Here is an 11,900-nt window from a genome sequence, read left to right on the forward strand (position 1 = left end):
TCCACTACAACCATATCATCACAAGTGGTCAGACCTCCTACAAGCAAGGGAGCTTTTCGTTATGATGATTTTGAGTATTCTCGCAACGGTTGTTCTGCTCGGCGCGCTGTTTTATCACCGCGTGAGCTTATTCCTCAGCAGCCTGATTTTACTCGCATGGACAGCCGCGCTGGGCGTTGCTGGCCTGTGGTCTATCTGGGTGCTGGTTCCTCTGGCCATTATCCTCGTACCGTTTAACGTTACGCCGATGCGTAAGTCGATGATCTCTGCGCCAGCGTTTCGTAGCTTCCGTAAAGTGATGCCGCCGATGTCGCGCACGGAGAAAGAGGCCATTGATGCCGGTACAACATGGTGGGAAGGCGATCTCTTCCAGGGCAAACCTAACTGGAAAAAATTGCACAACTATCCGCAACCGCATCTGACTGCTGAAGAACAGGCGTTCCTGGATGGCCCGGTAGAAGAAGCCTGCCGTATGGCGAATGATTTCCAGATCACGCACGAATTAGCCGATCTGCCGCCGGAGCTGTGGGACTACCTGAAAGAGCATCGCTTCTTCGCGATGATCATCAAGAAAGAGTACGGCGGCCTGGAGTTTTCGGCGTATGCGCAGTCTCGCGTGCTGCAAAAACTCTCCGGCGTTTCCGGGATTCTGGCGATTACCGTGGGCGTGCCTAACTCATTAGGCCCAGGTGAACTGCTGCAACACTACGGTACTGAAGAGCAGAAAAACCATTACCTGCCGCGTCTGGCGCGTGGTCAGGAGATCCCTTGCTTCGCGCTGACCAGCCCGGAAGCGGGCTCCGATGCGGGCGCAATTCCTGATACCGGCGTCGTCTGCATGGGCGAATGGCAGGGCCAGCAGGTACTGGGTATGCGCCTGACCTGGAACAAACGTTACATTACGCTGGCCCCTATCGCGACCGTGCTGGGCCTGGCCTTTAAACTCTCTGACCCGGAAAAATTGCTGGGTGGCGAAGAAGAATTGGGTATCACCTGTGCGCTGATCCCGACCTCAACGCCTGGCGTAGAAATTGGTCGCCGTCACTTCCCACTGAACGTACCGTTCCAGAACGGGCCTACGCACGGCAAAGATATCTTTGTGCCGATCGACTACATCATTGGCGGGCCGAAGATGGCAGGCCAGGGCTGGCGTATGCTGGTGGAATGCCTGTCGGTAGGCCGTGGTATCACGCTGCCGTCCAACTCGACCGGCGGGGTTAAATCCGTCGCGCTGGCAACCGGGGCATATGCCCATATTCGTCGCCAGTTCAAAATCTCTATCGGCAAGATGGAAGGTATTGAAGAGGCGCTGGCGCGCATTGCCGGTAACGCCTACGTAATGGACGCCGCAGCGTCGCTGATTACCTACGGCATTATGCTGGGTGAAAAACCGGCGGTGCTGTCAGCTATCGTCAAGTACCACTGTACCCATCGCGGCCAGCAGTCCATCATCGACGCAATGGACATTACCGGTGGTAAAGGCATTATGCTCGGCGAAAGCAACTTCCTGGCGCGTTCTTACCAGGGGGCGCCTATCGCCATCACCGTTGAAGGTGCGAATATCCTGACCCGCAGCATGATGATCTTCGGTCAGGGGGCGATTCGCTGCCATCCGTATGTTCTGGAAGAGATGGCCGCCGCGCAAAGCAACGATGTGAATGCGTTCGACAATCTGCTGTTTAAACATATCGGCCATGTCGGTAGCAACAAAGTACGCAGCTTCTGGCTCGGTCTGACCCGCGGCCTGACCAGCTACACCCCAACCAGCGACGCAACGAAACGTTATTACCAGCACCTTAACCGACTGAGCGCCAACCTGGCCCTGCTGTCTGATGTCTCAATGGCGGTGTTGGGCGGTAGCCTGAAACGTCGTGAACGTATCTCCGCACGCCTGGGCGATATTTTAAGCCAGCTGTATCTGGCCTCCGCCGTGCTGAAACGCTATGACGATGAAGGCCGTAACGAAGCCGATCTGCCGCTGGTGCACTGGGGCGTACAGGATGCGTTGTATCAGGCGGAGCAAGCGATGGATGAACTGCTGCAAAACTTCCCGAACCGTTTTGTTGCGGGTCTGCTGAACGTGGTGATCTTCCCAACCGGTCGTCACTACCTTGCCCCTTCCGACAAGCTGGATCATAAGGTCGCGCAGATTCTACAAGTACCGAGCGCAACCCGTTCACGTATCGGTCGCGGTCAATACCTGACGCCGAGCGAGCATAACCCGGTCGGTTTGCTGGAAGAAGCGCTGCTGGACGTAATAGCGGCAGATCCTATCCACCAGCGGATCTGCAAAGAGCTGGGTAAAAATCTGCCGTTTACCCGTCTGGATGAACTGGCGCATAACGCGCTGGCAAAAGGGCTGATTGATAACGATGAAGCCGCCATTCTGGTGAAAGCGGAAGAAAGCCGTCTGCGCAGCATTAACGTTGATGATTTTGATGCCGACGCGCTGGCGACTCAGCCGGTAAAGTTGCCAGAGAAGCAAGTGCGTAAAGTAGAAGCCGCTTAATCCTCATCTCCCCTGAAAGCCCCGCTTCTGCGGGGCTTTTTATTGCCACATTTTCGTTGATGCTCATGCTACAGTGTAAAAATGCTGTTCAACGAGGAGCCCCGATCGTGCCTGGTTTGAAAATTACCCTGTTGCAACAACCGCTGGTCTGGATGGACGGTCCGGCCAATTTACGTCATTTTGACAGACTGCTGGAAACCATCACCGGACGTGACGTCATTGTTTTACCTGAAATGTTTACCACCGGTTTTGCAATGGAAGCCGCACTTCAGTCACTCCCGCAAGAAGATGCGATCGACTGGATGCTGGCCAAAGCACAACAGACTGATGCCCTGATTGCGGGCAGCGCTGCGTTGCAAACCGAACGTGGCCCGGTAAACCGTTTTTTACTGGTTGAACCTGACGGCAACGTTCATTGCTATGATAAACGCCATCTGTTCCGCATGGCGGATGAACATCATCATTACCAGGCGGGCGATAAACGTGTTGTCGTTGAATGGCGCGGCTGGCGTATTCTGCCGTTAGTGTGTTATGACCTGCGTTTTCCGGTATGGTCCCGCAATCTTAATGATTATGACCTGGCGCTGTATGTAGCGAACTGGCCTGCTCCACGTTCGCTACACTGGCAGGCGCTGCTCACCGCACGCGCGATTGAAAATCAGGCCTATGTTGCAGGCTGCAACCGTGTTGGCACTGACGGCAACGGGCACCATTACCGTGGGGACAGTCGGGTGATTAACCCGCAAGGAGAGATTATCGCCACCGCCGAGCCACATCAGGCGACACGTATTGATGCAGATCTGTCACTCACGGCGTTACGGGAATACCGCGAGAAATTTCCGGCATGGCAGGACGCCGACCCATTCACGTTACGCTGATGATTGTTCATCCTTCTCTGCAACGATTCTGGCATTTCTACAGAGAAGGATAATTTTTGTTGAAGGCTAAAACGACGAAAGCCTGAATCATTTCTGATTCAGGCTTTCTGAATAGTGGCGGAACGGACGGGACTCGAACCCGCGACCCCCTGCGTGACAGGCAGGTATTCTAACCAACTGAACTACCGCTCCGCGTTGTGTTCCTCTTGGGAACGAAGCGCATATTACGGATTGCCTCGCACCTCGTCAACGGTTTTTCTCACGTTTTGAATCGTTTGCTGTAAAAATCACCCGGACGGCTATTTTTACGTCGTAAAACCCCGAATTACGCCCGCCAGAGGCAACTTCCGCCTTTCTTCTGCACCAGGTCGAGACGCGACTCATGCGCCATCAGCTCTTCATCAGTCGCTAAAACAACGCGTAACTTGCTGGCCTGGCGGACAATACGCTGGATTGTCGCTTCACCCTGCTGTTGCTGCGTTTCCCCTTCCATTGAGAAGGCCATCGACGTTTGCCCACCGGTCATCGCCAGATAGACATCGGCCAGAATCTGGGCATCGAGCAATGCGCCGTGCAGCGTACGTTTGCTGTTATCTATCTCATAGCGTGAACAAAGCGCATCAAGGCTGTTACGCTTGCCGGGGAACATCCTCCTCGCCAGCGCCAGGCTATCGGTGATTTTGCAGAACTCGCTTGTTTTCGGAATACCACGACTGAGTTTGGCGAACTCATAATCCATAAAGCCGATATCAAACGATGCGTTATGGATCACCAGTTCCGCGCCACGGATATACTCCAGGAAGTCGTCAACCACATCGGCAAAAACGGGTTTATCAAGCAGAAATTCATCCGCAATACCGTGTACGCCGAACGCTTCCGGGTCCACCAGTCGGTCCGGTTTTAGATAGACGTGGAAGTTATTGCCGGTAAGGCGGCGGTTCACGACCTCGACTGCACCGATCTCAATGATCTTATGGCCTTCGTAGTGGGCGCCGATCTGGTTCATACCGGTGGTTTCGGTATCGAGGACGATCTGTCGTGTAATTGCAGTGCTCATAGCGGTCATTTATGTCAGACTTGTCGTTTTACGATCGATTTCAATTACAGGAAGTCTACCAGAGATGCTTAAACAGGTAGAAATTTTCACCGATGGCTCTTGCCTGGGAAATCCAGGTCCAGGTGGTTATGGCGCTATTTTACGCTATCGCGGCCATGAAAAAACCTTTAGCGAAGGATATAGCCTCACAACTAACAATCGCATGGAGCTTATGGCGGCCATCGTCGCGCTGGAAGCGTTAAAAGAACATTGTGAAGTCACATTAAGCACGGACAGCCAGTATGTCCGTCAGGGAATTACGCAATGGATCCACAACTGGAAAAAGCGCGGCTGGAAAACAGCAGAGAAAAAGCCGGTAAAGAATGTCGATCTCTGGAAGCGCCTTGATGCCGCGCTGGGCCAACATCAAATCAAATGGGAATGGGTAAAAGGCCATGCCGGCCATCCTGAAAACGAACGTTGCGATGAGCTGGCGCGTGCGGCAGCGATGAATCCTACGCAGGAAGACGTTGGCTATCAGGCAGAGGCTTAAGCGTCTGGCTTACGGTATTGCCGGGTCGCACCCACGGCCTGGCGAATCCGCGCTTTGCTTTTATTTTGTTTCATCGGGTTAAGCGTAAGCGGGATGGTTCGCTTACGCGCCACAATCAGTTGCAGGCAGCCCAGCGCCGGAATATGCGTGCTCAGCAGCTTTCCCCCTTGCTTTGACCAGGGTAAAACATGAAAACGGCTGTAGTGCAGCACTTCAAAATTCAATAACGAGAGCCAGTCCAGTTGGCGCATCAGCGTAAACATCCGGCTGTTATAAGGTGAAGATTTACGCAAGACGGGCACCAGCTTACGCAGGCCCATCAGACTAATCGGGTTAAAACCACTCAAAACCAGCCAACCATCATCAATTAACACCCGATCGGCTTCACGCAGTAACCGATGTGGGTCGACGCACCACGGTAGCGTATGCGCCAACAGACAAACATCAACAGACTTATCGGCAAAGGGAAGATGTAAAGGATCGGCCTGAACCTGGACGGGCGCGCCTTGCAGGGAAATATTGACTTGATGAGAAACGGCGCACGCTTCAGAGTTGATTTCTGCGCTTAAATTACCAATTTTAAGCAAATGAAAACCATACATTTTGGCGAACCACGGGTTAAGCTGATGCTCCAGCGCCTCACGATAGTATTCACCCCAGGGCAAATCGCCCCAGCGATGGGGAGCTATGACTGTTTGAGGGATCCTTGCCGGTTTCATCACAACCTTCCGCTACGCACTAAGAGGTAATTTATGAATCTTAACAGTATTCCCGCATTTCAGGACAATTACATCTGGGTTCTGAGTAATAATGAAGGACGTTGTCTGATCGTTGATCCTGGCGAAGCGGCTCCCGTGCTAAACGCCATCAAAGAGAAGAACTGGCAGCCGGAAGCGATTTTCCTCACTCACCATCACCACGACCATGTTGGCGGCGTGAAAGAACTTCTTCAACATTTTCCGCACGTAGTGGTTTACGGACCGGCAGAAACACAAGATAAGGGAACCACGCACGTAGTCAAAGATGGCGATAGCGCCCTCGTTTTAGGGCATGAATTTAGTATATTTGCCACACCGGGTCACACTTTAGGACATATCTGTTACTTTAGCCATCCTTACCTTTTCTGCGGCGACACCCTTTTCTCTGGAGGCTGTGGACGCCTGTTTGAAGGTACAGCCTCACAGATGTATCAATCACTTAAAAAAATCAGCGCCCTTCCCGACGATACGCTGATTTGTTGCGCACATGAGTATACTTTAGCAAACATGAAGTTTGCATTGAGCATCCTACCGCACGATTCGTTCATAAATGAATATTATCGTAAAGTTAATGAGTTACGCGCAAAAAACCAAATTACACTCCCCGTAATTCTGAAAAATGAGCGGAAAAGTAATATTTTTTTGAGAACGGAAGATCCTGATTTAATTAATGAAATAAACAAAGAAACAAAGTTGCAACAACCTGAAGAGCGTTTTGCCTGGTTAAGGTCAAAGAAAGACAGCTTCTGACAATTCCTACTTGTCATTGGCGAACTTCGCCGTTATGATCGGTCGTCTTTTAAGCAACTATTGACACACACATGAAGGCAAAAGCGATATTACTCGCCTCTGTCCTGCTTGTGGGGTGCCAGTCGTCTCAGAACACTGGCAACGTCCAACAGCACGCACAGAGCCTTTCTGCAGCTGGTCAAGGGGAAGCAGGAAAGTTTACGAGTCAGGCACGATGGATGGACGATGGGACGTCTCTCGCGCCGGATCAAGACTTGTGGGCTTTCATTGGCGACGAGCTAAAGATGGGAATTCCGGAGAACAACCGGATACGCGAACAGAAACAGAAGTATTTACGCAATAAGAGCTATCTCCACGATGTAACTTTACGGGCAGAGCCGTATATGTACTGGATAGCCGGGCAGGTTAAGAAACGTAACATGCCGATGGAACTGGTACTACTACCCATAGTGGAGAGCGCTTTTGACCCACACGCAACGTCTGGCGCCAATGCCGCAGGCATCTGGCAGATCATTCCGAGCACAGGGCGCAATTATGGTTTGAAACAGACCCGCAATTATGATGCGCGTCGTGACGTTGTGGCTTCCACAACGGCCGCGTTAGACATGATGCAGCGTCTGAATAAGATGTTTGATGGCGACTGGCTGTTGACCGTTGCAGCTTATAATAGCGGCGAAGGTCGCGTGATGAAGGCAATCAAAGCGAATAAGGCGCGTGGCAAAGCCACCGACTTTTGGTCGCTTTCGTTACCTCAGGAAACGAAGCTGTACGTGCCAAAAATGCTGGCATTGAGCGATATTCTCAAAAACAGCAAACGCTATGGCGTGCGTCTGCCAACCACAGACGAAAGTCGTGCGCTGGCGCGCGTTCGTTTGAGCAGCCCGGTTGAGATGGCACAAGTTGCAGATATGGCGGGCATGTCCGTCACCAAGCTGAAGGCGTTTAATGCTGGCGTGAAAGGCTCTACGCTAGGTGTTAGCGGCCCACAGTACGTGATGGTGCCAAAGAAGCATGCAGAACAACTGCGTGAGTCTCTGGCTTCAGGCGAAATTGCTGCCGTACAGTCTACGCTGGTCGCAGACAATACGCCGCTGAACAGCCGTAGCTACAAAGTTCGCTCTGGCGATACGCTTTCCGGCATCGCGGCACGCCTTGGCGTGAGCACGAAAGATTTGCAGCAGTGGAATAGTCTGCGCGGATCTAACCTGAAAGTGGGCCAAAGTCTGACGATTGGCGCAGGCAGTAGCGCACAGCGTCTGGCCAACAACAGCGATAGCATTACCTATCGTGTGCGGAAAGGTGATTCGCTTTCGAGTATCGCCAAACGTCACGGGGTGAACATCAAAGATGTGATGCGCTGGAACAGCGATACAGCAAATCTGCAACCAGGAGATCAGCTAACGTTGTTTGTGAAGAACAGCAGCACACCTGACTCCTGATAGCATGACTCAGAAAAGGCACTGGTTTCCCCCCAGTGCCTTTTTTATTTATGCCGCTTTATGCGCCTCAACCATAATCGTATCGCTGGTAAACGAACCGTCCTCCAGCAAAGCGAAATACGCTTTTACCTCCGCGGATGCGCTCTTCTGATACAAACGAATAGCCTCAACCAGCGCCGCAGGCGTACGCATTCTCGCTACCCATGAACTGAACTCCAGCGGTAAGCGGTCCGTTAACAACGTATCGACAATCAGATTCGCATCATTCACCAGGGACAGCCACTCACCGCTGGAGTAGTTACGTACATGAGAAGTGTCGCGTAACGCTTCTACAGTCTGTAACCAGATATCGCGCACCGGATGCCCAGGCGACATCACATCCATCATAATCAACACGCCACCCGCTTTCAGAACCCGGTTGACTTCACGCAGTGCCAGCCCAACATCATGCCAGTGATGTGCAGAATAGCGGCTAATCACCACATCAAAAGCGTGATCCTCAAACGGCAGATTTTCAGCATACCCCTGTCGGGTCGCGATATTTTCTAAACCTTTCTCTTTCGCCGCCTGTACGACGACCTCAAGCATCTGCGAAGACAAATCGTAAGCCACCACCTGCTTTACGTTCTGCGCAGCAATAAAACTGGCGTGCCCGGCGCCACATCCCATATCCAGTACGCTGGCATGCGGAAAAGAGGACAGCCGTTCCGCCAGTCGCTGTAAGTCACGACCAGAAGCATGAACGGTACTGGTTAAATAGGCATTTGCCTGAGAGCCAAACTGCTTTTCGACGTTGTCATGGTGGGAGTGTGTTGTCATCGTGTTGTCCTTTGGTTGTTTGCAAAATAAAGGGCAGCACCACTTCAGGTCTGCCCCACGGCAGACCTGACACACCTTATTGCTCAGGTTTGCCGGGACTGAATTCAACGAGTAGCGGGTTATGATCGGACGCGCGCGTGACCAGTACGGAAGCCTCGCTAACGTTTAAACCTCGATAAAACACAAAATCAAGAGGACGGCCAAACGCCCGTCGGCGCTGATCGTCAGTAAAACGCACCTGCCGCAGGGACATCTCGCGCGCAAAGCGATACAGCGCGTTCATTCGTGGTCGGCTCCAGGCATTAAAATCACCGGCCATAATCACCGGGCCGCTGTGATGTGCAATTTGATCGCCAATAGGAAGTAACTGCTTACTATACACATCCACCCCAAGACTGAAGTTAACGGCGTGAATGTTTACCACCATCAACAATCGCGTATCAGGCAAAGGGTAAACAGTCACCAGCGCTGACTTCGCCAGACGTAAGATAGGCTCACGTTCGCGCAGCGGGCAGCAGTAGACGGGATGAGCAGCAGAAAGCGTCATAACACCCGAAGGATGCTGAGGTAACACAAAAGCGGGAACCTGATCGGCTGCAAGATAGTTAGCGGTCGCAAACTGCACCAGTTCGGGCGTGGTTTGCGCTTCCTGTAATAAAACCAGGTGCGCATCTTTGCCAAAGTTTTTCAGCACCGATAACCATTCGGCCCGCTGCTGTTTAAAGATATTCCACACCAGAATCCGAATGCGGTCTTCACTGCTTAACGGCACTCCAGCGGGTAATGCCTGGCCAATACTCGCAAACGACCCAGGCGGTAAAATCCGCTCGGCGGGTTGTCCGGCAATATAGCGCATGGCATAAGTATTTTTTCGCACGTTTGACTTTAAAACCTCTGTAACGTCAACCAGCCCGGGCACGGACTGGTTATTCTGTTATAGGGATTTTAGCTCACACTTTCAACGAGCAGTTACATATTGTTTTGTAAGCAAGCGCTTACCTCCGTAAATTTAACCAGGAACAGCGCGAACTGGCCTATCCAACCGATCACAGGTTAACGCCGTCAGAACAGGCGCTCCGGCCACCACACCTCACGCGCAGATTGAAACCAACAGCCCAGGATGTTTTAATGAAAAAATAGCCAAAATATCAATGTAATTTTGCTTCAGGTGCAAAAATGAAAGCCACTTCAGAAGAACTCGTGATATTTGTTGCCGTAGTCGAAAGCGGTAGCTTTAGCCGCGCTGCGGAGCAACTTGGACAGGCGAATTCTGCGGTCAGCCGGGCGGTCAAAAAGCTGGAAATGAAACTGGGCGTGAGTCTGCTTAATCGCACAACACGCCAGTTGAGTCTGACGGAAGAAGGCGAACGTTATTTTCGTCGCGTGCAGTCAATACTACAAGACATGGCCGCCGCTGAAACGGAGGTGATGGAAACGCGAAGCACTCCACGCGGTCTGTTGCGTATCGACGCCGCCACGCCGGTGATACTGCACTTTCTGATGCCGCTGGTTAAGCCTTTTCGCGAGCGTTATCCAGAAATGACGCTATCACTGGTTTCCTCAGAAACATTCATCAATCTGATTGAACGAAAGGTCGATGTCGCCATACGTGCCGGGACGCTGACCGATTCAAGCCTGCGCGCCCGCCCGCTCTTTACCAGTTATCGAAAGATTATCGCGTCGCCGGATTATATTGCCCGCTTTGGCAAACCCGAAACCATTGAAGAGTTAAAACAGCATCTATGTCTCGGATTCACTGAACCGGCTTCGCTCAATACATGGCCTGTAGCATGCAGCGACGGACAACTCCATGAAATCAGCAGCGGTCTGTCGTCAAATAGCGGTGAGACGCTCAAGCAGCTTTGTCTGAGTGGTAACGGGATCGCCTGCCTGTCTGACTATATGATTGATAAAGAAATCGCGCGGGGAGAGCTTGTGGAGCTGATGGCCGATAAGCGCCTACCGGTAGAGATGCCTTTCAGTGCCGTTTATTACAGCGATCGTGCGGTCAGTACCCGCATTCGGGCATTTATCGATTTTCTCAGCGATCATGTAAAAACAGCCCCCGAAGGAGCTGTAAAAGAGGGTTAAGGATACAGAGAGAATGTTAGCCGATCAGTCCCACTCTGGCGCCAGACCTTCCGGGCTGACAAGGCGATCGTTGCAGTCCAGTGCGGCAATCGCCTTTCTATCTTCGGCATCCAGATGCAGATCGAGCGCCAGCAGGTTGCTTGCCAGATTTTCACGTCTAGTAGAAGAAGGAATTATGGAGTAGCCTTCTCCCATTGCCCATGCAAGGATCACCTGCGCCGAAGTCGCATTGTGCTTAGCGGCAATACGGGCAATCACTTCATCTTTCAGTGCCTTACCATAAGCCAACGTCATGTAAGAGGTGATGTGAATTCCATGCTGTTTTGCCCAATCCACGACCTTGCGGTTTTGCAGATACGGAGACAGTTCAATCTGGTTAGTCGCAATGTTTTCTGCGCCGACAGCGGCAATGGCTTTTTCCATCAACGGGATAGTAAAGTTAGAAATACCGATTTCGCGCGTCAGTCCCTGCTCTTTTGCTTCCAGCAGCGCCTGCATGAACTCTTCGACAGATACCGCATCGTTTGGTGACGGCCAGTGGATCAATGCCAGATCCACATAATCAGTGCGCAGTTTTTCCAGACTTTCTTTCAGACTCAGGATCAGCTTCTCTTTGCTGAGATTTTCAGTCCAGATCTTGGTGGTGATGTACAGCTCGCCGCGCGGGATGCCACTTTCGGCAATCGCCTGACCAACAGCCGCTTCATTATCATAGATTTGTGCAGTATCAATTGCACGATAGCCCAGTTCCAGCGCTGTTTTGACCGATGCGATAACAACATCGTCTTTCAGGCGAAAAGTACCTAAACCAAATGCAGGGATTGTCATTGAATTCCTCATTAATTGTTGTGTCGTTAACTGAGGAGGATTATCGCGGTTGTTTTTATGCGGAAAAAGATCGTAGAACGCAGAGGATTTTTGCGAAATAAGCAATAATGGAACAGCAGGCAAGAAAAAAGCCCTGAGCGTTAGCTCAGGGCTCTTAATTAGTGGCGGAACGGACGGGACTCGAACCCGCGACCCCCTGCGTGACAGGCAGGTATTCTAACCAACTGAACTACCGCTCC

The 11,900-nt window shown here is 51.9% G+C and carries 11 protein-coding genes and 2 tRNA genes; 6 read left to right on the top strand and 7 right to left on the bottom strand.

The genetic code is table 11. From position 1 onward, the window contains the following. The first annotated feature begins 61 nt into the window (after positions 1-61). Together fadE and OGV83_RS03585 are read left to right on the top strand one after the other, a co-directional pair. Positions 62-2,509, top strand: a complete 2,448-nt coding sequence (gene fadE, locus OGV83_RS03580; protein ID WP_286463154.1) for an acyl-CoA dehydrogenase FadE — start codon at positions 62-64, stop codon at positions 2,507-2,509. Between the two features lie 107 nt (positions 2,510-2,616). Next, a complete protein-coding gene (locus tag OGV83_RS03585; RefSeq protein WP_024130647.1) occupies positions 2,617-3,387 on the top strand; it encodes an amidohydrolase in 771 nt (256 codons plus the stop codon). A gap of 115 nt (positions 3,388-3,502) precedes the next feature. Here OGV83_RS03585 and OGV83_RS03590 read toward each other — a convergent pair. Both OGV83_RS03590 and dnaQ read right to left on the bottom strand, forming a co-directional pair. After that, a tRNA-Asp gene (locus OGV83_RS03590) sits at positions 3,503-3,579 on the bottom strand. A gap of 133 nt (positions 3,580-3,712) precedes the next feature. After that, positions 3,713-4,444, bottom strand: a complete 732-nt coding sequence (dnaQ, locus tag OGV83_RS03595; protein WP_024130648.1) for a DNA polymerase III subunit epsilon — start codon at positions 4,442-4,444, stop codon at positions 3,713-3,715. Positions 4,445-4,508: 64 nt separating this feature from the next. Here dnaQ and rnhA point away from each other — a divergent pair, with 64 nt between their 5' ends. Then, positions 4,509-4,976 carry a ribonuclease HI gene (gene rnhA, locus OGV83_RS03600; protein WP_012133784.1) on the top strand — a complete coding sequence of 156 codons (468 nt, stop codon included), beginning with the start codon at positions 4,509-4,511 and terminating at the stop codon, positions 4,974-4,976. Here rnhA and OGV83_RS03605 read toward each other — a convergent pair. Further along, the gene (locus OGV83_RS03605) at positions 4,973-5,695 is read right to left on the bottom strand and encodes a class I SAM-dependent methyltransferase (RefSeq protein WP_012133785.1); all 723 of its coding nucleotides are present in this window, start codon (positions 5,693-5,695) and stop codon (positions 4,973-4,975) included. The two genes, rnhA and OGV83_RS03605, sit on opposite strands and share 4 nt — an antisense overlap. Before the next feature lie 33 nt (positions 5,696-5,728). On the opposite strand from OGV83_RS03605, the gene gloB reads away from it, so the two are divergent. Beyond that, the gene (gene gloB / locus OGV83_RS03610; protein ID WP_286463155.1) at positions 5,729-6,484 is read left to right on the top strand and encodes a hydroxyacylglutathione hydrolase; all 756 of its coding nucleotides are present in this window, start codon (positions 5,729-5,731) and stop codon (positions 6,482-6,484) included. 71 nt (positions 6,485-6,555) lie between these two features. Further along, complete coding sequence (gene mltD, locus OGV83_RS03615) at positions 6,556-7,923, top strand: murein transglycosylase D (protein ID WP_047458772.1); 1,368 nt, start codon at positions 6,556-6,558, stop codon at positions 7,921-7,923. A gap of 48 nt (positions 7,924-7,971) precedes the next feature. Here mltD and OGV83_RS03620 read toward each other — a convergent pair whose 3' ends face one another. Together OGV83_RS03620 and OGV83_RS03625 are read right to left on the bottom strand one after the other, a co-directional pair. Further along, positions 7,972-8,742 carry a class I SAM-dependent methyltransferase gene (locus OGV83_RS03620; protein ID WP_286463156.1) on the bottom strand — a complete coding sequence of 257 codons (771 nt, stop codon included), beginning with the start codon at positions 8,740-8,742 and terminating at the stop codon, positions 7,972-7,974. A 76-nt stretch (positions 8,743-8,818) separates the two neighbouring features. Continuing rightward, positions 8,819-9,619, bottom strand: coding sequence for an endonuclease/exonuclease/phosphatase family protein (locus OGV83_RS03625; protein WP_024130650.1), 801 nt, complete (start codon positions 9,617-9,619; stop codon positions 8,819-8,821). Positions 9,620-9,918: 299 nt separating this feature from the next. On the opposite strand from OGV83_RS03625, the gene yafC reads away from it, so the two are divergent. Next, a complete protein-coding gene (gene yafC, locus OGV83_RS03630) occupies positions 9,919-10,833 on the top strand; it encodes a DNA-binding transcriptional regulator YafC (RefSeq protein ID WP_012133790.1) in 915 nt (304 codons plus the stop codon). A 24-nt stretch (positions 10,834-10,857) separates the two neighbouring features. On the opposite strand, the gene dkgB is transcribed toward yafC, so the two are convergent. Then, positions 10,858-11,661: a 2,5-didehydrogluconate reductase DkgB gene (gene dkgB, locus OGV83_RS03635; protein WP_286463157.1), complete on the bottom strand. Its 804-nt coding sequence runs from the start codon at positions 11,659-11,661 to the stop codon at positions 10,858-10,860. 162 nt (positions 11,662-11,823) lie between these two features. Further along, positions 11,824-11,900: transfer RNA gene (locus OGV83_RS03640), tRNA-Asp, on the bottom strand.

Origin of the sequence: Citrobacter sp. CK189, assembly GCF_030333505.1 — a bacterium.
Lineage (GTDB): Bacteria > Pseudomonadota > Gammaproteobacteria > Enterobacterales > Enterobacteriaceae > Citrobacter_B > Citrobacter_B koseri.

Coding starts and splice junctions, on each gene's coding strand:
- dnaQ (WP_024130648.1), bottom strand. CDS start 4,444: ATGAGCACTGCAATTACACGACAGATCGTCCTCGATACCGAAACCACC.
- mltD (WP_047458772.1), top strand. CDS start 6,556: ATGAAGGCAAAAGCGATATTACTCGCCTCTGTCCTGCTTGTGGGGTGC.
- fadE (WP_286463154.1), top strand. CDS start 62: ATGATGATTTTGAGTATTCTCGCAACGGTTGTTCTGCTCGGCGCGCTG.
- OGV83_RS03620 (WP_286463156.1), bottom strand. CDS start 8,742: ATGACAACACACTCCCACCATGACAACGTCGAAAAGCAGTTTGGCTCT.
- dkgB (WP_286463157.1), bottom strand. CDS start 11,661: ATGACAATCCCTGCATTTGGTTTAGGTACTTTTCGCCTGAAAGACGAT.
- OGV83_RS03605 (WP_012133785.1), bottom strand. CDS start 5,695: ATGAAACCGGCAAGGATCCCTCAAACAGTCATAGCTCCCCATCGCTGG.
- yafC (WP_012133790.1), top strand. CDS start 9,919: ATGAAAGCCACTTCAGAAGAACTCGTGATATTTGTTGCCGTAGTCGAA.
- rnhA (WP_012133784.1), top strand. CDS start 4,509: ATGCTTAAACAGGTAGAAATTTTCACCGATGGCTCTTGCCTGGGAAAT.
- gloB (WP_286463155.1), top strand. CDS start 5,729: ATGAATCTTAACAGTATTCCCGCATTTCAGGACAATTACATCTGGGTT.